19 protein-coding genes and 1 pseudogene are annotated in these 25213 nt (G+C 46.1%); 16 read left to right on the forward strand and 4 right to left on the reverse strand.

All coding sequences use genetic code 11. From position 1 onward, the window contains the following. Nucleotides 1-22 precede the first annotated feature (22 nt). From OX890_RS12575 to OX890_RS12595, 5 genes are all read left to right on the forward strand, one after another. Nucleotides 23-1696, forward strand: a complete 1674-nt coding sequence (locus OX890_RS12575; RefSeq protein ID WP_126491920.1) for a ribulokinase — start codon at nt 23-25, stop codon at nt 1694-1696. A 1-nt stretch (nt 1697) separates the two neighbouring features. Continuing rightward, nucleotides 1698-2405: an L-ribulose-5-phosphate 4-epimerase gene (locus OX890_RS12580; protein WP_126491921.1), complete on the forward strand. Its 708-nt coding sequence runs from the start codon at nt 1698-1700 to the stop codon at nt 2403-2405. Between the two features lie 61 nt (nt 2406-2466). After that, a complete protein-coding gene (gene araA / locus OX890_RS12585) occupies nt 2467-3969 on the forward strand; it encodes an L-arabinose isomerase (RefSeq protein ID WP_126491922.1) in 1503 nt (500 codons plus the stop codon). Between the two features lie 121 nt (nt 3970-4090). Then, nucleotides 4091-4693 carry a beta-phosphoglucomutase family hydrolase gene (locus OX890_RS12590; RefSeq protein ID WP_126491923.1) on the forward strand — a complete coding sequence of 201 codons (603 nt, stop codon included), beginning with the start codon at nt 4091-4093 and terminating at the stop codon, nt 4691-4693. A 276-nt stretch (nt 4694-4969) separates the two neighbouring features. Next, a complete protein-coding gene (locus OX890_RS12595; protein ID WP_126491924.1) occupies nt 4970-5686 on the forward strand; it encodes a FadR/GntR family transcriptional regulator in 717 nt (238 codons plus the stop codon). Between the two features lie 103 nt (nt 5687-5789). Here the strand turns inward: OX890_RS12595 and OX890_RS12600 are convergent, their stop codons facing one another. Beyond that, complete coding sequence (locus tag OX890_RS12600; protein WP_012587649.1) at nt 5790-6725, reverse strand: glycoside hydrolase family 43 protein; 936 nt, start codon at nt 6723-6725, stop codon at nt 5790-5792. 205 nt (nt 6726-6930) lie between these two features. On the opposite strand from OX890_RS12600, the gene OX890_RS12605 reads away from it, so the two are divergent. From OX890_RS12605 to OX890_RS12645, 9 genes and pseudogenes are all read left to right on the forward strand, one after another. Then, nucleotides 6931-8664 carry an IlvD/Edd family dehydratase gene (locus OX890_RS12605; RefSeq protein ID WP_126491925.1) on the forward strand — a complete coding sequence of 578 codons (1734 nt, stop codon included), beginning with the start codon at nt 6931-6933 and terminating at the stop codon, nt 8662-8664. 60 nt (nt 8665-8724) lie between these two features. Continuing rightward, nucleotides 8725-9495, forward strand: coding sequence for an SDR family NAD(P)-dependent oxidoreductase (locus tag OX890_RS12610; RefSeq protein ID WP_126491926.1), 771 nt, complete (start codon nt 8725-8727; stop codon nt 9493-9495). 107 nt (nt 9496-9602) lie between these two features. Continuing rightward, nucleotides 9603-10661 carry an aldose epimerase family protein gene (locus tag OX890_RS12615; RefSeq protein ID WP_268649323.1) on the forward strand — a complete coding sequence of 353 codons (1059 nt, stop codon included), beginning with the start codon at nt 9603-9605 and terminating at the stop codon, nt 10659-10661. A gap of 108 nt (nt 10662-10769) precedes the next feature. Beyond that, nucleotides 10770-11711 carry an ABC transporter substrate-binding protein gene (locus OX890_RS12620; protein ID WP_268649324.1) on the forward strand — a complete coding sequence of 314 codons (942 nt, stop codon included), beginning with the start codon at nt 10770-10772 and terminating at the stop codon, nt 11709-11711. A gap of 33 nt (nt 11712-11744) precedes the next feature. Continuing rightward, nucleotides 11745-13244, forward strand: a complete 1500-nt coding sequence (locus OX890_RS12625) for a sugar ABC transporter ATP-binding protein (RefSeq protein ID WP_268649325.1) — start codon at nt 11745-11747, stop codon at nt 13242-13244. After that, nucleotides 13245-14357, forward strand: coding sequence for an ABC transporter permease (locus tag OX890_RS12630; RefSeq protein ID WP_268649326.1), 1113 nt, complete (start codon nt 13245-13247; stop codon nt 14355-14357). After that, a complete protein-coding gene (yjfF, locus tag OX890_RS12635) occupies nt 14354-15316 on the forward strand; it encodes a galactofuranose ABC transporter, permease protein YjfF (RefSeq protein WP_268649327.1) in 963 nt (320 codons plus the stop codon). The genes OX890_RS12630 and yjfF overlap by 4 nt, the downstream gene beginning before the upstream one ends. Then, complete coding sequence (locus OX890_RS12640) at nt 15309-16469, forward strand: glycoside hydrolase family 43 protein (RefSeq protein WP_268649328.1); 1161 nt, start codon at nt 15309-15311, stop codon at nt 16467-16469. Before yjfF ends, OX890_RS12640 begins: the two co-directional genes overlap by 8 nt. A 56-nt stretch (nt 16470-16525) precedes the next feature. Beyond that, a pseudogene (locus OX890_RS12645) lies at nt 16526-16705 on the forward strand (IS3 family transposase); the annotation flags it as partial. Nucleotides 16706-16883: 178 nt separating this feature from the next. Here OX890_RS12645 and OX890_RS12650 read toward each other — a convergent pair. The 3 genes from OX890_RS12650 to OX890_RS12660 form a co-directional block, all read right to left on the reverse strand. After that, nucleotides 16884-19262 (reverse strand): glycoside hydrolase family 127 protein, encoded by a 2379-nt coding sequence (locus tag OX890_RS12650; RefSeq protein ID WP_268649329.1) that lies wholly within the window; start codon nt 19260-19262, stop codon nt 16884-16886. A gap of 254 nt (nt 19263-19516) precedes the next feature. Next, nucleotides 19517-20464, reverse strand: coding sequence for a glycoside hydrolase family 43 protein (locus tag OX890_RS12655; protein ID WP_268649330.1), 948 nt, complete (start codon nt 20462-20464; stop codon nt 19517-19519). Between the two features lie 96 nt (nt 20465-20560). Next, a complete protein-coding gene (locus OX890_RS12660; protein ID WP_268649331.1) occupies nt 20561-21976 on the reverse strand; it encodes an MFS transporter in 1416 nt (471 codons plus the stop codon). Nucleotides 21977-22188: 212 nt separating this feature from the next. Here OX890_RS12660 and OX890_RS12665 point away from each other — a divergent pair, with 212 nt between their 5' ends. Further along, nucleotides 22189-23247 carry an arabinan endo-1,5-alpha-L-arabinosidase gene (locus OX890_RS12665; RefSeq protein ID WP_268649332.1) on the forward strand — a complete coding sequence of 353 codons (1059 nt, stop codon included), beginning with the start codon at nt 22189-22191 and terminating at the stop codon, nt 23245-23247. A gap of 2 nt (nt 23248-23249) precedes the next feature. Beyond that, nucleotides 23250-25133, forward strand: a complete 1884-nt coding sequence (locus tag OX890_RS12670) for a family 43 glycosylhydrolase (RefSeq protein WP_268649333.1) — start codon at nt 23250-23252, stop codon at nt 25131-25133. The last annotated feature ends 80 nt before the right edge of the window (nt 25134-25213 follow it).

Below are 25213 nucleotides of genomic sequence, written 5' to 3' on the forward strand. Positions count from 1 at the left end.
AGTTCAATGTACGGGGATGCTAATGTCTAATGTTTTAGGGTCTTACGCGTTAGGGCTGGATTACGGCTCTGATTCTGTTCGCGCGTTATTGGTTGATACACAAAGCGGCGCTGAAGTTGCTACCAATGTGGTGTACTACCCACGTTGGAAAAAGGGACTGTATTGCGTCCCTGCTAAAAATCAATTTAGGCAACATCCTTTAGATTACATTGAAAGTTTAATTGAGGTTGTACAAGGACTTTGGGCTAAAGCACCCGCAGGCGCAGCGGCAAACGTGTGTGGTTTAAGCTTTGACTCGACCGGCTCAACACCGATTGCCGTTGATGAAGCAGGTGTGGCATTAGCCCTAAAAGAAGAATTCTCGTCTAATCCTAATGCGATGTTTTTACTGTGGAAAGACCATAGCGCGATTCTTGAAGCCCAGCAAATTACCGCAGCGTCTACAGTCGCCAAAGAGAACTATTTAAAATATGAAGGTGGTATCTACTCATCTGAATGGTTCTGGGCCAAAGCACTTTACGTGCTGCGCCATGACACTGAAGTGAGACAAGCAGCTTACAGCTGGGTTGAGCACTGTGATTGGATCACAGCATTAATGACAGGCACAACTCACCCTAAGGTATACAAGGCGGGTCGCTGCGCATCGGGTCACAAAGTCATGTGGCACGAGTCATGGAATGGTTACCCACCTAATGAATTCTTTGTTGCTATCGATCCATTACTGGACGGAATTCGTGATCGCTTACCCGTTGAAACCTGCACCTCTGATAAAATCTGCGGCACCTTAACGCCCGAGTGGGCCGCCAATCTAGGACTATCAACCAACGTTATCGTGTCGTTCGGCGCGTTCGACTGTCATGCGGGTGCGGTGGGGGCCAATGTCAAGGAAGGCGTACTCACCAAAGTGATGGGCACGTCGACTTGCGATATCACAGTTGCCAGTTATGAAGACATTGGCTCCCGCTGTATTAAAGGCATTTGCGGCCAAGTCGATGGCTCAGTTATGCCAGGTTTAATTGGTCTTGAAGCAGGGCAGTCAGCCTTTGGCGATCTCTACGCTTGGTTTAAGGACCTCACCACTTGGCCAATTAAAAATATCAATACTTCAGCGTTATTTGACGAGGAAGTGAAAGCCAAACTGATTGCACAGCTCGAGGATGAAACCTTAACTGAGCTGGGTAATGCTGCTGCGACTATTCCAGTGGGTGACACTGGTATCGTCGCGCTTGATTGGATTAACGGTCGTCGTACCCCGGATGCCGACCAATCAGTATCTATGGCGATCAGCGGCATCACTATGGGCAGCCATGCACCGCAAGTGTTTAAAGCCTTAGTCGAAGCCAGTGCCTACGGAGCCAGAGCCATCATCGAACGCTTCAAGGAAGAGGGCGTGCGAATCGATCAAGTCGTCACGATTGGCGGTATCTCTAAAAAGTCAGATTTCATCATGCAAACCTGCGCTGACGTGTGGAATTGCAACATCGACGTACTGGAAAGCGAGCAGAGCTGTGCCTTGGGCGCCGCAATTTATGCCGCAACCGCTGCAGGCGTGTATCCCGATGTGTTAAGTGCGCAAGCCGTGATGGCCTCTAATGTCGCCAAAACTTATGCGCCAAATCCTGCCAATGCTGAAAAATACCAAGCGCTTTATCAAGCGTATTTAGCCCTAGGGCATTATGTTGATGGAGCCAAATAACATGTCATTTCTTGAACTGAAACGCGAAGTTTATGAAGCCAATATGGAGCTTGAGAAGCGCAATTTAGTGACTTACACCTTTGGTAATGTGTCGCAAGTTGATCGCAGGCTCGGTGTAATTGGCATTAAGCCTAGTGGTGTGCCCTATGAGGATCTCAAGATCGAAGATATTGTTATCGTCGATCTTGAAAATCAAATTGTCGAAGGGCGTTTACGTCCATCATCCGACACCAAAACGCACACTTATTTATACCGTCAATGGCAGAGTATTGGCGGCATCACCCATACACATTCGACTTATGCTACTGCATGGGCGCAGGCGCAAATCGCCATTCCTTGTTTGGGAACCACACAAGCCGATTATGTTTACGGAGAGATCCCATGCACTGCTGTGATGCGTGATGACCAAATAAGCCGCGATTATGAAGAAGAAACGGGCGTACAAATTCTCGATTGCTTTGCTGATAGAAATCCAAGCGAGTCACCTATGGTAATCGTAGCGGGGCATGCGCCATTCACTTGGGGAGACAGCGCGGCAAAGTCGGTTTATCACGCTGTATTACTCGAAGAAATCGCGCGAATGGCTTATCTAACCAAAACCTTGTCGCCAAATATCTCGCCATTAAAACAAGAGCTTATTGATAAACATTACTTACGTAAGCACGGTAAAGACGCCTATTACGGCCAAAACAGTGCCCTAAGTAAATAGTGCATAAAATCAATCGGTTTCACGTTACCAGTATCATCAAATTTATAGGGTAGAGAACAATATGAAAGCATTCAAACAAAAGCAAGTGTGGTTTGTGACCGGTTCGCAGGATTTATACGGGCCTAAAGTGTTGGAGCAAGTGGCGAAAAATAGTGAGCAAATTGTCCACGGTTTTAATCAGTCAGACGCAATTTCAATGGAAGTCGTCTATAAACCTACGGTTAAATCACCCCGCGAAATCTATGCTGTTTGCCAAGCGGCCAACAGTGATGAAAACTGTGTAGGCGTTATCCTGTGGATGCACACTTTCTCGCCTGCTAAAATGTGGATTGCGGGTTTGAATGAACTCAGCAAACCCTTCATGCATTTGCATACTCAGTTTAATGCCGAGCTGCCTTGGGCCGACATTAACATGAACTACATGAACACCCATCAAAGTGCCCACGGTTGCCGCGAGTTTGGTTATATCGGCACCCGCATGCGCAAAGAGCGCAAAGTGGTAGTAGGTCATTGGCAAACAAACGATGTACAAGCCCAAGTGGACGATTGGTGCCGTGCTGCGGCCGGTTGGAACGAAAGCCAAAATCTTCGTATTGCACGCTTTGGCGACAACATGCGCCAAGTGGCAGTGACCGAAGGCGATAAAGTAGCGGCGCAGATTCAATTCGGTTACGAAGTGCATGCCTACAGTTTAGGTGAGCTAAATGATGCAATTAATGCCATTAGCGAAAATGATATCACGGCTCAGATCGACCGCTACGCGAGCGAATATGTCATTAGTAATGAATTGTTTAACGATGAATACCAACTTGACCGTTTAAGAAAAGAAGCGCAAATCGAACTGGGCTTAACCCAATTCTTAAAAGATGGCGAGTTTGGTGCCTTTACTAACTGCTTTGAAAACTTAACTGGCATGACGGGTTTACCTGGGCTAGCGACACAACGTTTGATGGCAAACGGAATGGGTTATGGCGGCGAAGGCGATTGGAAAACCGCAGCTATGGTACGCATCATGAAAGTGATGGGCCAAGGCCGCACCGGTGGCACTTCATTTATGGAAGATTACACCTATAACTTTGGCGTGACAGATCAAGTGCTCGGCGCGCACATGCTTGAAGTGTGTCCGTCAATTGCCGCCGCTAAACCACGTTTAGAAGTTCACCGTCATACGATTGGTGTGCGCTGCGATGTTCCGCGTCTGCTATTTACCGGTAAAGCGGGACCGGCCATTAACGTATCGACTATCGATCTTGGTAACCGCTTTCGTATTATTCTCAATGAATTAGATACAGTGACACCACCACAGGAATTGCCAAATCTGCCCGTTGCCTCGGCACTGTGGGAGCCGCGTCCAAATCTGTCTATTGCTGCAGCAGCGTGGATCCATGCGGGCGGCGCGCATCACTCAGCTTATAGCCAAGCCATCAGCACTGACAATATAGTCGACTTTGCAGAAATGGCGGGGGCTGAACTGGTGATCATCGATGCTGATACTCGTATTCGTCAGTTTAAAAATGAGCTTCGCCAGAATTCCGTATATTACGGTCTAGCAAGAGGACTATAATCTCAAGCTAATAGTGCAAAGCCGCCTCAGGGCGGCTTTTCAATTTGTACACGTTAATGTGTTTACGTCAGACGAGTTGAGCTGGTCAATTTATTTCAGTCTTAAAGGTTGGGAAAGCAGTATGTACGCAGATTTTGATGGCATTATTTTCGATATGGACGGCACCTTGGTCGATAGCGGCCAGTTGCATGAACAGGCTTGGCGACAAACATTAACCCACTTTGGGATCCCTATTGATGGCGCATTAATGCGATCCTTGGCTGGCGTGCCTACAATTGGCACCCTTAAAATCTTAATTGCTCATTTTGGTGTAACACCGAACGCCACATGTGAAGCTATGAATGACTATAAAGAAGCCTTGGTTCGTGAAACCATGCACCTCTATGTTAAGCCAACCCGTTTAGCCGAATTTGCCAAGCAGAATACGGGCAAGCGCCCTATGGCAGTAGGTACAGGCGCATATACTGAGGAAGCGGTTGAGATTTTAACCCTGTGCGGCTTACTCGAGCTAGTCGACCATGTGGTTGGTGCCGATCAAGTCGTCGCGCCCAAACCTGCACCAGATACGTTTTTGCGCTGCGCCGAGTTGATGGGGATTGCCCCTGAGCGTTGTATCGTGTTTGAAGATGCAAAAGCAGGTATTCAAGCAGCACAATCAGCGGGCATGTTTGTGGTCGATGTCTTGATCGATTTTGATATTAAAAACGATTATTTCCTAACGTAACCATCCTACTAAAAACCTGTCGAAAATAGGCATAAAATGAGCCGTAGCAGGTAAATTAACCCTGTCCCTAGCAGCCTTACAGTGTAAAGAAAAGCGTGAGAGTGGGGTGAAAGCGAAAGGATGAATTAGCGCGAAACCCTCATAAATTCTTGGCTTTATAAAAATTACCTGTTACGTTTTTAAGGAAAGGTAGTATCATAACATTTGATCAATTTCGGCTTTTTTAGCGAGTTATTTTAGATTCTGTTCGGCTATATCGGGACATAAGAGGGCGCAATGGCAAATCAGGCAAACAACCGACCGCAGAATATCCACAACTGGGTGGCCAGCGAACTTGGCTCGCGTATTGTTGGCGGATTTTATGCTCCGGGTGAATATATTCCCAATGAGAACACCATTTGTGAAGAACTTGAGGTGTCTCGCACTTCGCTCAGAGAAGCCTTTAAAGTGCTTACCGCAAAGGGCTTAATTGAGTCGCGTCCCAAACTGGGCACCCGTATTCGTGAGCGCCGCCATTGGAACATGTTCGATCCCGTGATTTTAAATTGGTTTTCTCAATCTAAACCCTCGCCTGAATTTTACACGTCGTTGTATGAAATCCGTGAGGTGTTTGAGCCCGCTGCTGCCGAACTTGCCGCGAAAAAACGTACTCCAGCGCAACTTGAAATCATTGCGGCAGCCTATGCCAAGATGGAAGCGGCGCAAGTGGGCACAGATGAGGTTTATACCTCGGATATTGACTTCCACATGGCGATTTTAGATGCGACCAACAATGAGTTTATGGTCTCTTTAGGCGTATCAATTCAGTCGGCTTTACTCGAAATTTTTAGATTGAGTAGTACCATCCAAGATGATTTCCTCGAATCACTGCCAGGCCACAAGGCCATTTATACTGCGATTGAAGCAGGGGACAGTGAACGTGCTAAAGCAGAAATGAATAAACTGCTCTCCACCTCCCAAGATACACTAAAGAAGAATATCGAGCACAAATAGCATCACGCACATGCTTGGTGACAACAGAAAGGTGATCCGATATTCGGCTCACCTTTTTAGTTTCTACAACTGTCCTCGCACCATATTAGCCATCATCAGAGTATTACTGCGCCGAAGTAATGCCTTCCGTCGTCATCTGGATACGCTTAATCGTGCCATCTTCATTGTAATAAAGCGGGTCGATGGCAACGGTTCGTCTAAACTCACCGCCGCCATTTTGCGAGGCGCCAGTATGATAAATAAAATAAGATTTGCCTTTTAATTCAATAATTGCTTGATGATTTGTTGGTGAGTTACCTGCCACTTCATTCAGTATGCCTTGGTACTTCCACGGGCCTTTTACATTATCGCTGGTCGCGTAGGCGATTTTTTCGGGGAAACCTGAGGCATAAGAAAGGTAATAGGTTTTATCCTTTTTATGCACCCATAACGCTTCGGTGAAATTAGGCACATCGATAGCGTGAATAGGGCCATCGAGTTCGATCATATTGGGCTTTAGTTTGGCATAACGAGGCTTTGAGTTACCCCAAAAAATATAGGCCTGCTGATCATCATCGATAAATACCGCAGGGTCGATATCATCCCAGTCGATGTCGGTATCGGTTGTCATATCATTGGTGATCAGTGCCGTCCCACGCGCATCCTTAAAAGGGCCTAATGGACTGTCTGCAACGGCCACACCAATCGCAAAGCCATTAATCTTGGCGTGTCTTGCTGTAACATACCAATAAAACTTACCCTCTTTTTCAATTACATGGCTTGCCCAAGCATCGCCTTTTGCCCAACTAAAATCCTTAACCGCTAACTTACTGCCGTGTTCGGTCCAATTCAGCATGTCCTTTGAACTAAAGACTAACCAATCGTGCATCTCAAAGAAGGTTTTGTTGTCTTTGGCCACATCATGCCCAGTATAAAGGTACACAGTATCCTGATGGACCATAGCGGCAGGATCGGCAGTAAACACTTCGGGGAACACAGGATTAGCGGCAAATGCCGCCGAATTAAATACTAAACAAATACTCAAAAGTGCCTTTTTCATAATTCCTCTATTGTTTTTTGACATTTTAGTATTATAGTAATACCAATACTTTTACCCACTAGCAATCTTTAAAGCGCAAATGATTAACGACTGTCTTTTTGCCACTTTGGGTGAGGACAGAGCGGCATACAGCGGCGAGGTAAGTGTCAATGCGGTAACCGAGTGCATTCACTAAGGCACAGATTGTTATAACGAAGGTGTGAAAATGAATAATAAAAAAACGAAAGCACTTCGTTCTGCGAGTTGGTTTGGGAGTGATGACAAAAATGGCTTTATGTATCGCAGCTGGATGAAAAACCAAGGCATACCAGACCATCATTTTCAAAATAAACCTGTGATCGGCATCTGTAACACTTGGTCAGAACTTACACCTTGTAACGGCCATCTGCGCGATTTAGCACAAAGGGTCAAAAATGGCATACGTGAGGCAGGGGGAATACCGGTTGAATTCCCCGTATTTTCCAATGGCGAATCCAATTTACGCCCAAGTGCTATGCTGACACGTAACTTAGCAGCGATGGATACTGAAGAAGCGATTCGCGGTAATCCGATTGATGGTGTTGTCTTATTGGTTGGCTGCGATAAAACCACCCCCGCATTATTGATGGGCGCCGCCAGTTGCAACTTGCCGACAATAGTCGTCACTGGCGGACCTATGCTCAATGGTAAGCACAAAGGTAAGGACGTGGGCTCAGGTACACTAGTCTGGGAACTGCACCAAGAATATAAAGCGGGCAATATCAGTCTGGCAGAGTTTATGAATGCTGAAGCCGATATGTCTCGCTCAACGGGCACCTGTAATACTATGGGCACAGCATCAACTATGGCTTGCATGGCGGAAAGTTTAGGCACAAGTTTACCGCAAAATGCCGCCATTCCTGCCGTAGATTCTCGGCGTAATGTGTTGGCCCACATGTCTGGCATGCGTATTGTTGACATGGTGCATGAGGATTTAACGCTGTCGAAAGTATTGACCCGCGAGGCTTTTATCAATGCGATAAAAACCAATGCGGCGATTGGCGGCTCGACCAACGCGGTGATCCATTTAAAAGCGATAGCAGGTCGTATTGGTGTTGAATTGTCATTGGACGATTGGTCACACGGCTACGATGTGCCCACCATAGTGAATCTTAAACCTTCAGGTCAGTACTTGATGGAAGACTTTTACTATGCAGGAGGTTTGCCCGCAGTGTTAAAGCAGCTGTTTAATAAAAATTTATTGAATAAAGACACTTTAACAGTGAACGGCCAAACCCTGTGGGCAAATGTAGTGGATGCGCCTTGCTACAACAAAGAGGTCATCATGAACATCGATGCGCCCTTAGTTGAAAATGGTGGGATTCGGATCTTAAGGGGAAATCTTGCTCCCCGAGGCGCAGTAATTAAGCCTTCGGCGGCCAGTCCTCATTTAATGAAACACAGTGGTAAAGCTGTGGTTTTTGAGAGTTTTAATGACTACAACGCTCGCATTAACTCCCCAGAACTGGACATTGATGAAACCAGTATTATGGTGCTCAAGAATTGCGGCCCTAAGGGATATCCGGGCATGGCGGAGGTAGGTAATATGGGATTACCACCTAAACTATTGAAAAAAGGCATTAAAGATATGGTCAGAATTTCAGATGCGCGTATGAGTGGCACCGCATTTGGCACAGTAGTCTTACATGTCGCGCCCGAGGCGCAGGATTTAGGTCCCTTAGCCGCAGTGCAAAATGGTGATGTGATCACGCTTGATACCTTTGCGGGTATTCTGCAACTTGAGATCAGCGCTGACGAATTAGCAAATCGATTGGCTAAGTTAGCCTCGGTGAAACCCATTCCTATCGGCACTGGATATTTGTCTCTTTTTAAAGAGAGAGTGCTGCAAGCGGACGAAGGTTGTGACTTTGATTTTCTAGTGGGATGTCGAGGTGCTGATATTCCGGCACATTCCCATTAAACATGGCGCCTTTTTCTTTTATAATAAAACCAAATAATTATTTTAAAAAAAGGTTGAGTTATGAAGTTGAGTAATCAGTACCCGAGCTTAAAAGGAAAGACCATTTTTATCAGTGGTGGCGGTACGGGTATTGGCGCCTGCTTAGTGAGATCTTTTTTAGAGCAGGGCGCGAAGGTTGCATTTGTCGACATTCTTGTGGATGAGTCAAATCAACTGGTTAACAGCTTATTAGCCAATCAACCTGATGCAGTCTTAAAGTTTTATCCCTGTGATCTGATTGATATCGACGCACTAAAAACGGTGTTAGCGACAGTAGAACAAGAATTAGGGGCGATCTCAGTCTTAATCAATAACGCCGCCTGTGATCAACGCCATAGCATAGATGAAGTAACGCCCGAGTATTGGGACCACTGTTTAAATACCAATTTGCGGCATTATTTTTTTGCAGTTCAAGCTGTTAGGCAGCAAATGCAGCGCCTCGGTGGTGGCTCAGTGATCAACTTAGGCTCGATGAGTTGGCATAATCGTCAGTCTGGCATGGCGGGGTATACCGCTTCTAAAGCCGGCGCTATGGGATTGACCCGCGGACTCGCTGCGGATTTAGGTAAAGATAAAATTCGAATTAATACCCTAACGCCTGGCTGGGTGATGACTAAACGTCAATTAACCCACTGGGTAGATAAAGATACGGCAAAACATATCGAAGATAATCAATGTATCAAAGAATATGTGATGCCAGAAGATATCGCAGCCATGGCATTATTTTTGGCTTCAGATGATAGCAAACTCTGCACTGCACAAAACTTTATCGTTGATGGTGGTTGGATTTAGTCATTAACAATATAGTTTTTGGTTCATTAAGTCGTTATTTAATACGCATGGATAGGAGAGGAGTGCTGCTGTTAGAAATTTAACGACTAAAAGGTGACATTACCGTTATGCAACTCTCAATATCGACGCGAAAATTAACTCATACCGCATTTCCTGGAGAGTTGCATTTAATCACTTTGACCAATAGCCATGGGTTAGAAGTATTATTATCAAATTACGGTGCCAGTATTTGGTCAGTTAAACTTCATGCTAAAGATGAGCGGCCTATTGATTTAAGTTTGAGTTACCAAAATATTCAAGATTGGGCAACTAATCCTTATTATTTTGGTATTACAGCTGGTCGCGTTGCGAATCGAATTGGTGGCGCTCAATTCCCACTCAATGGCAAACACATTAAATTAACGCCAAATGAAGGTAGTAACCAACTTCATGGCGGCCCTCAAGGGTTAAGCCATTGCCAGTGGCAATGCCAAACCGAGCAATATCCCGATGCCGTCGCAGCCATCTTCACAATACAGAGTCCCGATGGCGATCAAGGCTTTCCGGGTAATCTTCTGGTAAAAATCGAGTACCGCTTAAACGAAAACAATGAGTTAACTTTAAGTTACGAGGCACTATCCGATAAAACTACGCCTGTTTGTTTAACGAATCATGCTTACTGGAATCTGGCATCCGATAAACAAAACGGGATTTTAGGCCACTCATTACAACTCTATTCAGAACACATTCTGGCTTTAGATGCAGAACAAATTCCGACGGGTGAGTCAATTCAAGTCGAGAACACGCCCTTTGATTTCAGGCAATCCAAATCCATCTCCCAAGATATTCACAACTTAGAAAATGGCTATGATCATTATTTTATTAGGGAGAGTAAAGGTGATAGCCAATCCTTTAGCTTAAAACCTATAGCACATTTAATTGACCCTATGTCTGGGCGAGAGATGGAAATCAGCACGACTGAATTAGGTTTGCAATTTTATAGCGGTAATTTTTTAGATGGCTCACACCTTGATAATAATGGGCAGCCGTTGATTCAATATCGTGGTTTATGTTTAGAAACCCATGGTTATCCAAACGCCGTTAATATTGATCATTTTCCGACTGTGATGCTAGAAGCGAATACTTTATATAAACAAGTTACTGTGTATAAGTTTAAAAATATCTGACGTTTATAAAAATTTATAACGTGTAAATAACATAGCTTTGTAAGTTTGATCTTCTGAATTAAGAAGGTCTGGGGATCTTTGTCACTAAAATTTTTGAAAGGGATAATAATGAAAAATTTAAAATTAGTTTCAGCATTCAGTTTATGGGCCGTTAGTGCCAGTTGCGCATTTGCTACGACTGTGGGGTTTTCACAGGTAGGTTCAGAAAGTGGTTGGCGAACCAGCTTCAGCGAGGCAGTAAAAGCAGAAGCCAAGCAAAGGGGCATTGACTTAAAATTTGCCGATGCACAGCAAAAACAAGAGAACCAAATCAAAGCAGTACGTAGCTTTATCGCCCAAGGTGTCGATGCCATTATTATTGCGCCAGTGGTCGAAACGGGTTGGAAACCAGTACTGAAAGAAGCCAAACGTGCCCACATTCCTGTTGTTATCGTTGACCGTAATATTAAGGTTGATGATGATTCATTATTCCTGACCCGCATTGCCTCTGATTTTACCGAAGAAGGCAGCAAAATCGCCCAGTGGTTAATGGATAAAACCCAAGGCAAATGTGATATCGCCGAACTACAGGGCACAGTTGGTGCCACTGCCGCCATCGATCGCGCCGCCGGTTTTAATGCCGTTATCGCTAATTACCCCAATGCCAAGATTGTCCGCAGCCAAACGGGTGAATTTACCCGCGCTAAGGGTAAAGAAGTGATGGAAGGTTTCCTTAAAGCACAAAACGGCCAAGCCTTGTGCGCAGTATGGGCACATAACGACGAAATGGCACTCGGTGCCGTGCAAGCCATTAAAGAAGCAGGGCTAAAACCAGGTACTGATATCTTAATCGTCTCAGTTGATGGCGTACCGGATTACTTCAAAGCCATGGCCGATGGTGATGCCAACGCAACAGTTGAATTGAGTCCTTATTTAGGCAGTCCAGCCTTTGATGCCATCGATGCATTCCTTAAGGGAAACAAAGACCAATCTAAACTGATTAGCACTACGGGTGATGTTTACACCCAAGAAACCGCCGCCGCTGAATATGAAAAACGTCGTCTGCGCTAAGCCGCGATAACGCGTTTCTTGGGGAGACAAGTTATGAGCCTTATCTTAGAACTGCAAAATATCAGTAAGCATTACCCCGGCGTGAAAGCGCTAGAAGAGGTGAACTTACGTTTATATTCAGGGGAAGTTCATGCCCTCTTGGGCGAAAACGGTGCGGGTAAGTCCACACTGGTTAAAGTGATGACGGGGGCACAATCCAAAGATGGCGGGGATATTGTTTTTCTCGGTGAAAAACAGCATTTATGTACGCCGATTGAGGCGCAGAAAATCGGGATCAGCACGGTTTATCAAGAAGTGAATCTGGTTCCGAACCTCTCCGTGGCGCAGAATTTATTTCTGGGCTACGAGCCTAAACGTTTTGGGTTAATTCATTTTAATAAAATGTATGCCGATGCCCGCAGCGTGTTGGCTCAGTTCAAGCTGGATATTGATGTCACTGCGCCACTGTCGCAATACTCTATAGCCGTACAACAGCTTATCGCCATTGCCCGTGGCGTTGCCATGTCAGCCAAAGTGTTGGTATTAGATGAGCCAACGGCCAGCCTTGATGCGAATGAAGTGCAAGTGCTGTTTGGTATTTTGAATCAGCTTAAGCAAAAGGGTGTGGCCATAGTGTTTATCACCCATTTTCTCGATCAGGTTTACCAGATAAGTGACCGCATCACGGTACTGCGAAACGGTAGGTTTATTGGTGAATATCTCACATCTGAGTTACCCCAATCCCAATTGATTGAAGCTATGCTCGGGCGTTCATTGCAAGAGCAACTGGTTGATAAGAAAACTGACAATAATTCAGAAAAAAGCACTTCAGCGGTACTTCTTTCCCTTGAGGGCGTGTCAGTTAAAGGCTCCATTCAAGCCATGACGCTCACTGTGCCTAAGGGTCAGGCTGTGGGTCTTGCTGGCTTGTTAGGTTCAGGGCGCAGTGAAGTTTGCAATGCGGTTTTTGGACTGGATGTGCTCGAGAGCGGCAGCATTCACTTAGCAGGTAAAAAATTAAACCTTTCACAACCTGTTGATGCGATTCATGCGGGGATCGCGCTGTGTCCTGAAGATCGCAAAATTGACGGCATCATTGGACCTTTATCCATTCGCGAGAACATCATTTTAGCCTTGCAGGCGAGGGTGGGATGGTGGCGTTGTTTATCGAAAGCGAGGCAAGAGGAAATTGCCCAGTTCTTTATCGATAAATTGCAGATCGCCACGCCCGATGCCGACAAACCCATAGAGCAGCTCAGTGGCGGTAATCAGCAGAAAGTGATCTTAGCGCGCTGGCTTGCCATTGAACCGATTTTGTTAGTGCTCGATGAACCGACCCGCGGTATCGATATCGGCGCCCATGCCGAAATTATCAAACTGATTAGGTCCTTGTGTGACGATGGTATGTCGCTGCTCGTTGCCTCCTCCGAATTAGATGAACTTGTCGCATTCTCCAACAAAGTCGTGGTGATGCGCGACCGTTATGCAGTGCGTGAATTAACGGGATCAGAACTCACCTCACAACACGTTATGCAAGCCATTGCGGAGGGATAAATGAAAAGCTCAGCAGAAATGATGTCGCCGGAGGCTTTACCTATGAATAGCCTGCAAACAATGACCAAAGAAAAAACAGACCGTTATCAAGCGGGTAAGTCAAAGTCCTTCGGTCGTTATCTTTGGCCTTTATTAGCGTTAGTCTTATTGCTGCTAGTTAACTTGTTTATCGACAGCAGTTTTTTCCATTTAACCTATCAAGATGACCGTCTTTATGGCTCCTTGATTGATATTTTAAACCGCAGTGCGCCAGTCGCTTTGCTCGCGATTGGCATGAGTTTAGTCATTGCCACAGGTGGGATTGACCTCTCTGTTGGTGCTGTGATGGCAATCGCAGGCGCGGTCTGCGCTAACCTTTTGCTGGTGCCGGATATCAGCTTAGTGACAGTGGTATTGGCGGGTTTGATGGTTGGCCTCGCGGCGGGTTGTATTAATGGTGCCTTGGTCAGTGTTTTAGGCATTCAGCCCATTGTGGCGACTTTACTGCTTATGGTTGCTGGGCGCGGCGTCGCTCAGCTAATCAATCAGGGGCAGATCATTACCTTTCAACATGAAGCATTTGCGGCAATCGGTGTTGGGCAGTTTTTAGGCTTACCTATGCCGATTTGGATTGTCATTGGCATGTTGCTACTGACCCAATTATTGCTGCGCAGAACCGCTTTGGGACTTTTTATTGAGGCCGTAGGTTGTAACGCCAAAGCGAGTCGTTACCTTGGTATTAATGATAAATCCATCAAGCTGTTCGTGTATGCCATTGCCGGATTATGCGCAGCGTTAGCCGGCATGATAAGCACTGCCGACATTCAAGGATCAGACGCTAATAATGCAGGCTTATGGCTTGAGCTCGACGCCATCTTAGCTGTAGTGATTGGTGGCGCAGCGTTAACCGGTGGGCGTTTCTCACTTGTGTTGTCGATCATCGGCGCACTTATCATCCAAACGTTGGCCACTACGATTATCGTCAGCGGTTTACCTGCCAAATTTAACCTGTTGATCAAAGCAATAGTGATCTTAAGTGTACTGTTACTGCAGTCTGAGAAATTTAGACGTCAGCTATCGGGACTATTCAAACTTTGCACCTTCAACAGCGCCAAGGCTGGAGACAAAAAATGATCGCTAAACGTTTTATTCCCCTATGGATCACGGCCTCCTTACTGCTAGTGATGTTTTTGATAGGTTCAATGCAGTTTGAAGGCTTTGCCAGTGCCAGAGTCGTGACTAACTTATTCCGTGATAACGCTTTTTTACTGATCACCGCACTCGGGATGACGTTAGTCATCATCTCCGGGGGCATCGATTTATCCGTAGGCTCAGTGATTGCCTTAAGTGGCGTGCTCACCAGTGTGTTAATTACCGAATATCACTGGCATCCACTGCTCGCATTTGCACTGGTTCTGCCCCTTGGCACACTCTTTGGTGCCTTGATGGGCAGCATTATCCACGTTTACAAGCTTCAACCCTTCTTTGTGACCTTGGCGGGGATGTTTTTAGCACGCGGCATGGCAACCACCATCAGTGAAGAATCAATCGCAATTGACCATCCGTTTTACGATGCCATTGCCGATTTGAGCATTGCTTTACCCGGTCATGGCTCCCTTGATATCAGCTCACTGATTTTTATCATTTTTTTCATCGTTGTTGCCGTCATGATGCACTATAGCCGTTTCGGAACCAATGTGTATGCCCTTGGCGGTAATGCGCAATCGGCGGAGTTAATGGGGGTTTCTATCGCGAAAACCACCATCAGTATTTATGCGCTCAGTAGTTTTCTCGCGACCTTGGCGGGGATTGTATTCACTTTTTATACCTTTTCCGGTTATGCACTCGGAGCAGTTGGGGTAGAGCTCGATGCCATTGCCGCTGTGGTGATTGGCGGCACCTTGCTCACCGGTGGCAGTGGTTTTGTGTTAGGTACTGTGCTTGGGGTGTTTTTAATGGGCGTGATCCAGACCTACATTACTTTCGATGGCACGCTCAGCAGTTGGTGGACCAAGATAGTGATTGGGTTATTACTGTTTTTCTTCATCGTGTTACAAAAACTCTTGAATGGACGCAAACCTAGCCATGGATAAGTTAACCTCAATGACTCGCTCTAAACCTATTAGCTATAAGCATGGTAACGCTAATCGAATTGACCCTAAATCAAACCGTTTGTCGGCACTGGCGGTGTCAATTGCGCTGTCGGTTTGTATGGCAAGCCCTGCGAATGCAGTGCCTGTGCTTGAGCATAAAGCTGTCGTTCATCAGGCAATTGATGCACAAAAGCCCACATCCACCATTCAAAATTTGCCTTTTATTGCCCGTAGTGCCGATCCTTGGGTGATTAAAGCCGACGATGGCAGTTATTACTTTATCGCCTCTGTACCTGAATTCGATCGAATAGAACTGCGCCATGCCACCACAATTCAAGGGCTGAGCCAAGCAAAGCCTAAGATCATTTGGCGTAAGCATGAGTCTGGGCCCATGAGCATCGACATTTGGGCGCCCGAACTACATAAGATTGATGGCCGTTGGTATATCTATTATGCCGCCAGTGATAAAGACCTGCGTTTTCATAACCGCATGTTTGTATTAGGCTTAAATGGCGATGATCCGATGGCGGGTGAGTGGCAGGAACTCGGACGCCTTAAGACGGCGCACGATGCATTTTCTTTAGATGCCACCAGCTTTCAAGTTGGCGAACAGCGTTATTTTATTTGGGCGCAGCAAGATGAGGCTAAAAGCTACAACACGGGATTGGTGATCGCCAAAATGGTGTCGCCGACGCAAGCGTCAGCACAGGAAACCATCATCACCGAACCTTTGCTCAACTGGGAAAGACTGGGTTTTAAAGTCAACGAAGGCGCTGCCGTGCTCATTAAAAATGGCAAAGTCTTTGTGACCTATTCCGCCAGCGCCACAGATGATCGCTACGCTATCGGTTTACTGTGGGCGGATCAAACGGCCGATCTCCTCGATCCCAAGAGCTGGCATAAAGCACCCACACCCGTATTTAGCAGTAATCCAGCGCTTAAACGTTTTGGTCCAGGGCACAACAGCTTTGTACTGGCAGAAGACGGTAAGACGGAGTTAATGTTCTACCACGCCCGCAATTACCTAGAACTGCAGGGAACGCCACTCACCGACGGCAATCGCCACAGCTACTATCGCGCGATATCCTGGTCAGCAGATGGCATGCCACAGTTTGATAATCAGCTCAGTGATGAACAAACGCTTGCTAAGTGAAGCTAAAAACTTCTCCTAACTAAAATTGTATAAGCAACAATAATAAGCGCTTAGCGTTTACTGATTTGAAACACGATTGGATTTTTAAAGTTAATCAACCAACAAGGGAGTTTATGAAGCAAGATGTGGCGGCTTACATGAAATAATACAACTTGGAGCGACTTCATTCTGCTAGTGACGATCTGTCACCTGTAGAGTTTGATAATTCTCAAGTAAAAGTGTCCAGTTTGGGTTGACCAGAACACTTTAAACATTACAAAACTAGGTCAACCGAGTCATTACCGTGAGAGAGCCTAAAGTCTTCTCTGGCACGTTTTGGGGCAGAAAGCGTTTAAATAGCGGTAAACTGAGGTTAAACCGCCATTTCCTACGATATGTGAATATTGGGTATCAGACTTTATTACTCTCACGCAATTACGGGTATTCAGTGGACTTCAGTAATCTTACTTCATATAAACCACCTGCAATTGAGCCTGCTTTAACGACAAACTTAACGGTAAAGGGCTGATTAGGGTCGCTCAGCATTTCGGCGGGAATAGGGTAGTCTTGACTATAAAAGTCTGCGCCTTTTTCTCCGCTCAATGTAACTGGTGTGAGTAACTTGCCGTTAATGTGGATCTCAAACTCGCGGCCCGCATCTAAGCCAAAGTAGGTGAGCCTTAAGATCGGTGCGGTTTCTCCCTTTGCATTCAACTGATAACTAAACCAATCGTGGGCGTGACGCCAATGCCGGGTGCCATTGAGTCCAGCTTCACTCTTAGATGCCTTAAAGAAATGATCGGCTTCAGGTTGTTGCTCACCGGGCAAGACTAAATCGAGCGTCTGCGCCGCAAGCTTAGCTTCAAATTGAAATTTCATACTCAGGGCTTGCTGTCGCTGTTGCCACTCATTAGGCGCACTTTGCCCAAAATAAACCGTGTAACGACTGTCGTGGAGGCGAAAGAAGGGGATCAGCTCTAAGGATTTACTCTGATTCATCCGCGCCTTGCCGGTAGAAAACTTAAGTTTACTGAACGGCAAGCGGGTGATCTGCTGCAAAAATGCGGTGCCATCGCTAATAAAAATCGGCGCTTGGTCGGGTTCACACATAGGGCCTTTGGCAATGTGGCCCATGCGGCTACTATCACCGATAAAGTTTAAGGATTCATTGGCAATCGGCTGTGTTTTGGCCGCCAGAACAATCGGCCCATACAGGACTGAGTAATAAGAGCTTCTATCGGGTATTTGTTCTAACGTCACAGTCATGGGTAAGGTGATGCTGATCTTATCGCCCTTATGCCACTGACGTTTGATCTTGATGTACTGGCCTGCAACGGCGTTAAACTTTTGCGCTTGACCATTAATACTCAGCGTTAAATCATTATGTTGCACCCACTGCGGATATCGCACATTAAGGGCAAACTGCGCATCCTTGTCTAAGGTTATTTCTGAGGTATTAGCATCAGGGAACAAGGTTTTCTGCGTAAGGGTGATACCTTTTTCCTGCCAATGTACCTCGGAGTCGACAAACAGATTCACATAAAAATCATCACCCTCGCTGGCGTAGATGAGTTCGCCATACTTAGCGTGATTTTCAATCCCAGAGCCGACACAACACCACATGCTTTGCTGGGCAGAGGAATAGACGCGGTAATGATCGGGCCTCATAGGCGTAAAGTACACAAGGCCACCGTTTTCAGGGTGTTGAGACGACAAAATGTGATTATAAAGGGCGCGCTCGTAGTACTCGATATAAGCTAAATCAGCTTTATTTTCATCAAGTAGCTTGTTTTCATAGAGTAGTTTGGACAGTTTTAGCATGTTGTACGTGTTACAGGTTTCGGGCCCCTCGGCCGATTCCAACATGCTGCTGAAATCGTCACTGGGGTGAAAATGCTCCCGTACACTGTTACCACCAATGGATACCGTGCGCTTATGCACGACTTGCTGCCAGAAGAAATCGGCACTGTCTAACCAAACCTTGTTATTACTTAACTCTGCAATGCGGGCGACGCCGACGATTTTCGGAATTTGCGTATTTGCATGTAAACCCGTGAGTTTGTCTTCGTGATGTAACAGTGGCTGCAGCAAGGATTGATCGGTATAGCGTTTAGCTAAAGCTAAGTATTTATCTTGCCCAGTAATGACGTAAACATCGGCTAAGGTTTCGTTTAAGCCGCCATATTCGGTACGCAGCATAAGTTGCAGCTGCTCATCGCTCAGCTTATTGCTTAAATGCAGCATCCAATCGGCGAAATTCACCAGCATTTTTTTCGCAGTTGGATTATGGGTGTACAGATAGGCATCCCTCAAGCCTGAAAACACTTTATGAACGTTGTACCAAGGCACCCAAGCTTGGTTGAGAGTGAACAAATCCGCCTCTATCTTACCTTGCTCGATTTGCTGCCAGAGCTTACGGCTATTGGGCACACCACCAAGGTAACCATTACCATGGGCTTGCTGACACTTTTCTAACTCAGCCACCATGTAATTGAGTCGTGCTAATACGGCTTTATCGCCCGTCGCCGCATACATCAGCGCAAGCGCGGAAAGATAGTGTCCGCCGATATGACCATCTAAACCCGTATCTTCCCAATTAGGATAATTTTTAGCCGTGGTCGCGATGCCTGCATCCTTACGATAGGGCGCTAATAACCGTTCGGGATCCATCGACATGATGTAGTGCAAATCGGTTTGCTGGGCGTGTAAAAAAGGGCCGGCGGTAATACGGACATCATTAAGTGGGATAGCGCTTGGCGCCGCAAACCCTAATGGAGTGAATAAACAAAGGCTTAAGAGTAATACGGACCTCATATCAGATCCCTTTAAGGTTTAGGCGCTTTAATCTCATCTCTCACTAGAACGGCTGTTAAAGCTGAGGAGGTACTGTGATGGACTTGCAGCTCACAAAACATGCGCGTACTGCGAACACTTGCACCATAAAAAATGTACCGCTAATAAAAAGCCCTAAATAGAAGGGGCTTTAAACTTAGAACTTAAAATAAGAACTTGAGCTAAGGGCGTTAAGCTAAAACTTTTAGCTTAAAGGCTTCAAATACAAGAACCTTTTATTCCTGGATTGAAGGCTTGCCAAATACTGGCATACCCGCATCATCCCATCGCAAGGCCTTAACATAGGTATGGCGGTTGGGATCCCATAAAGGGTCGCCTTCAATTTCAGTGTAAGTGCGCGCGTGGTACACCAATAGATCGGTTTCACCATCTTCAGCTAAGGTAAAACTGTTATGTCCCGCACCATAAACACCGTGTTCATAACAACTTGTCATCACTGGTTCTGATGCTTTATGCCATTGAGCTGCATCGAGTAAATCAGCATTCTCATCAATAGACAGTAAACCCATGCAATAATTTTCATCGGTAGCACTGGCAGAATAGGTGATAAAAATTTTGCCATGACGTTTTAGCACGGACGGACCTTCGTTCACCCAAAAGCCTCTGATCTCCCATGGATATTCAGGCTTAGTCAGCATGACAGGCGTTGAGCTTATCTTGTCTGGTGTATCCATTTTGGCAATGTAAAGATTGCTATTGCCTTGGATGTCCGGGGCTTTTTGCGCCCACACATAGTACAGCTGACCACAGTGTTCAAAGGTTGTCGCATCAAGGCAGAAAGTGTCGATACCGGTATCGAGCTGACCAAGGAATTGCCATTCGCCCGTCAGTGGGTTGGCATCATTACAACGCAGCACATACATGCGATGTTGAAACAGCGCATCTTTAATTTCTCTGCTCGGCGCAATTGCAACATAGAGATACCAAGCACCTTGATTAAAATGGATTTCCGGCGCCCACACCAAGTCAGAATAAGCCCCCGTATCCGGTTTATGCCACACATCAACCGGAGTGGCATCGACAAGACCAGCAATCGTGGTGGCTCTGCGTAACTCAATACGGTCGTACTGAGGCACTGACGCGGTGAAATAATAAAAACCATCCGTGTGCTTATAAATAAAAGGGTCGGCACGTTGTTCAATTAAAGGGCTAAGCTTTAACATCTTTTACTCCAAACGATTCCAAAACGGGTTTCAAAATAATTTCAAAAAACAACTTACAAAACAGACTCAAAAGCGACTCAATCATTGAGTCCAACGTTAAACTGATACTTGCGGATCTGAATTACCGCCTTGAGTTGTTTGCTTAGGCTCAGGTGCGGCCTCTTCATCAAGAATTTCCATATCGGGTAGTGCTTGCTTGATATCTTCATAAACACGGTCAGATATTTTGTACTTAAACATCAATAACCCCATCAGCGCGTGGAAGGCACCAGGAATGACAGTTAACATCAAGGAAATCCCTGTCAGGGTGAAACTGCTTTGTACTTGCCCAGGTTGATAGTTGAAGTAAGTCAATAACATACCCACTACAAAACCTGCGGCGCCCATACCGGCTTTTTGAGCGAATGAGATCCCACCGAAAGCTAAACCCGAAACCCTATGACCTGTTTTAACCGTGCCGTAATCGACCGATTCAGAAATCACCGACCAAAATACAGGTGCATGTAAATCCACCACAAAGGAGATGGCAAAATAGAGCACAAAGGCAAGTACGATATCGCCTGGCTGCACAGTAAAGAACATCAGCACACTTAAAACACCGACAATGAGTTGGCTATAACGGAACAGCTTAAGCTTGCAGTAACGCTTAGTGATCCAGGTTGAGGCCACCATCGCCAGAATCGCGGCGCCAACACCGGTTGAGAGAAAAGCCGACAGCATTTTGGCGTCGCCGCCGAGGTAATAGGTGGCGTAATAGGCGGCAACTGAGCCGCGAATAACGTAACCGACTGTGCCTATAACGCAGATAGAACACAGCACTAACCATTGATCGTTCTTTAATAGCAACTTCAATTGTGTGCCAATAGGCTTAGTTTCTACTTTGTAGGCCACACGCTCTTTAGTCGTGAAGAAACAGAATAAAAACAACAATGTTGCCATTAATGCCATTACACCCATGGCCTTTTGATAGCCAGCAGCAAGGTTATCACCGCCCCAAGATGCGGCCAGCATAGGCACAATAATGGTCACTAAAAAAGCGGCTATTTTAGCGAAGAACAGTCGATAGCCATTGGCGGATAAGCGCTCTTTGGGGTTGTCTGTTAGTACACTAATAATGGATATATAAGGAATAGTGACTGTAGTGAAAATAATCGTCACCAGAATATAAGTGGAATAAGCCCAAATCAGTTTGGCGTTGTAGTCCCAGTCCGGTGTACTAAAGGTTAAAAAGACCGACAGCCCAAACGGCACCGCCATAAACAGGAAGTAAGGGCGATAACGACCCCAACGTGTGGTTACTTTATCGTTAATAATGCCCATGAGTGGATCGGTAATGGCATCGATTAAACGAACCAGCAAAAACAAAATCCCCACATCAGCAGGCTTTAGGCCAAAGATGTCAGTATAAAAGAAGGTAATAATTAACATCATTGAAGACATCACCACGTTTACAGCCATATCCCCAGAGCCGTAACCGATCTTCTCAATGACCGAAAGTTTATGAGAACTCATCAGAAATCCTTATTATATTTTTTATAAACAGTGAGTTAATGTATCAGCAACACGTTATACCGTATTCCCCCATGTTAATACATTCTCTAACTGTTAATTTTCCCATGTTGGATTGTTACTTATTTGTCTTGATAGTATGATAACCTCAATCATCATACAATAGCATAATAGCTGTTTTATTATATTGGATCTTGTTTCATTAAGGAGAATTGATGCCACCACTGTCTGCTTCATCTAAAAAACACCTTAAGCGGCTCAACTGTGCCTTGCTGCTCGGCCTTCTTGGCACTGTCGGTAGCATTAGCGCAAAACAGGTGAGTATTCATGATCCGGTAATGGCGCAAGAAGCGGGGAACTATTATCTGTTTAGTACCGGGCCTGGCATTACCTATTATTCTTCAAAGGATAGAGAGCACTGGGCATTAGCGGGCAGGGTATTCGACACTGAGCCCACATGGGCCCGCAGTGTTGCACCGGGTTTTAATGGTCACCTATGGGCGCCGGATATCATTGAGCATAACGGCAGTTTTTACCTTTATTACTCTGTCTCTGCCTTTGGTAAAAATACCTCCGCGATTGGGGTAACCGTCAATAAAACCCTTGATAAACAATCAAAAGATTATCAGTGGCTTGATAAGGGCATGGTGTTGCAGTCTATTCCCGACCGCGATGCGTGGAATGCCATTGACCCGAATATTATTGTTGATGAACAAGGCACGCCTTGGATGAGTTTCGGTTCATTCTGGCAAGGGTTGAAGCTCGTTAAACTCAATAGTGACTTTATCTCGATTGCCGAGCCGCAGGAATGGCATACCTTAGCCAAGCTAGCGCGTCCTGCACTGCTAGCTGAAACCGAACCCGGCCCAGCGCAAATTGAAGCACCGTTTATTTATAAAAAAGCGGATTTTTACTATTTATTTGTTTCCTACGGTCTTTGCTGCCGTGGTGACGACAGTACCTATCATTTAGCGGTTGGCCGCTCGAAATCAGTGACGGGCCCTTATCTTGATAAAACCGGTAAAGACATGGCTCAAGGTGGCGGCTCCGTGTTGCTTAACGGTACTAAGGCATGGCCAGGATTGGGACACAACAGCGTGTATCAATTTGATGGAAAAGATTATTTAGTCTTTCACGCCTATGAATCCGCCGATCACGGCTTACAAAAACTCAAAATAGCTGAACTGACATGGAACCAAGGTTGGCCAGTGGTCGACCCTAACGCGCTGACCCAATATCAAAGTGTATTAGTTGACTCAGTAGGAAATAAATAACAATGATTCATTCTCTGACTAAATTAGTCGCCGTAATGGCGCTGTCATCCTGCTTGGGGGCAGGTATGGTTCACGCATCGCCCATATCAACGGACGATAACCGCATCACCAGCGAAACGTTTGCCAATCCTTTGTTTAGAAATGGGGCAGATCCTTGGCTTGAATACTTTAATGGTAACTATTATCTGACCACGACAACGTGGACTTCTGAATTAGTGATGCGCAAATCGCCCACGATTGCCGGACTTGCCGATGCTCCCGCGCACAATATTTGGACTGGTACAGATAAATCACGTTGCTGTAATTTTTGGGCATTTGAATTCCATCCAATGCAAACCGCCGATGGTCTACGCTGGTATGTCATTTATACCTCAGGCGTAGCGGAAAACTTCGACGGTCAGCGCAATCATATCCTTGAAAGTGAAGGCAGCGATCCCATGGGGCCATATACTTACAAAGGTACGCCTATGCCGGATCATTGGAATATCGACGGCAGTTATTTGGAATATAAGGGACAGTTGTATTTCCTTTGGTCCGAGTGGCACGGTAAAGATCAAGTCAATTTAATCGCTAAGATGAGTAATCCTTGGACCGTTGAAGGCGAGCATAAGGTGATCACTCAGCCTACTTACGCTTGGGAAAAGTCCGGTCTAAACGTGAATGAAGGACCTGAAATCATTCAGCACCAAGGACGAACCTTCCTTGTGCATTCGGCAAGCTTTTGTAACACAGAAGATTACTCGCTTGGCGTGGTCGAACTTACGGGCACCGATCCTATGGATCCCGCTGCGTGGACGAAATACGACAAACCTTTTTTCAGTAAAGCCAATGGGGTTTATGGCCCTGGCCATCACGGATTCTTTACCTCCCCCGACGGCAGCGAAGATTGGTTGGTTTACCACGGCAACTCTTCACCCACAGATGGTTGCAGTGGCACACGATCCGCCAGAGCCCAACCTTTTAAATGGGATGACAAAGGCCTGCCTAACTTTGGTGAGCCAATGGCAGACAAGCAACCCTTACGCGTTCCAAGTGGTGAGTTTGGGCCATTGAAAGCCCAAGTTGAAGGGGTGAAATACCGTATTGTTAACCATGATACCGACCAGTGCCTCATCACCAATGCCAAAGGCGATGTCAGCGTTAGCCGTTGTGACGATAAAGCCAGTACTTGGGTGGTTGATCCCACCAATGACGGACTTTATCGATTTGCTAACGTGGCCGAAGGCACCTTTCTCACCCAAGAAAATTGCCAAGACAGTGAAGCCTTGGGCGTGAGTGCTGCGCCTTGGGTTGCTTCCCGTTGCCAACGTTGGTCAGTGGATGCCAGCCATGATGGCTGGTTCCGTTTTGCCAATGAGCGTTCTATTCAAAATCTGCAAGCCACCAATTGCACTACCCAAAAGGGCGCAGCTGTCGTTACCGGCGAAAACCGCGTCAGCGATTGTACTGACTGGCGGATTGAACCGGTATCTCATTTAGCGATTGTAAATGCCCACAGTGGACGAGTGGTGTCGGCGCAACAATGCGACGTTAAAGCCAATGCCAATGTGGTTCAACATGAATATACCGCCAATGCCTGCCAGCAATGGCAAGCAACATCCACCAGTGATGGTTATTACCGCCTGCAATCGAAGCAGCTAACGGCGAACAAACAAGCCCAATGCTTAGTGAGTGTTGATGGCAACTTGCAGCTGGGTGGTTGCGAGCAGGCGGACAGTGAATGGCGAACTGAGTTTATGCCAAATGGTTCACTGCGTGTGGTATCGCGTAAGGGCGGTTCATCGATGAAAGTGGCAGGCGAGTCCTATGCCAATGGCGATAATATCGTTGAGGATGTCTGGAAAAATACCATTTCGCAGCAGTTCTATTTCAGAGAGGTGAAATAGCAACAAATAGTTTGTAACGGGTGCTTGAAATGTCGTTTGAGTTGAGGTCGCTTAACGACATCTTGGTTGAGCCAGCGTTG

Origin of the sequence: Shewanella sp. DAU305 (genome assembly GCF_026802235.1) — a bacterium.
GTDB classification, from domain to species: domain Bacteria; phylum Pseudomonadota; class Gammaproteobacteria; order Enterobacterales; family Shewanellaceae; genus Shewanella; species Shewanella baltica.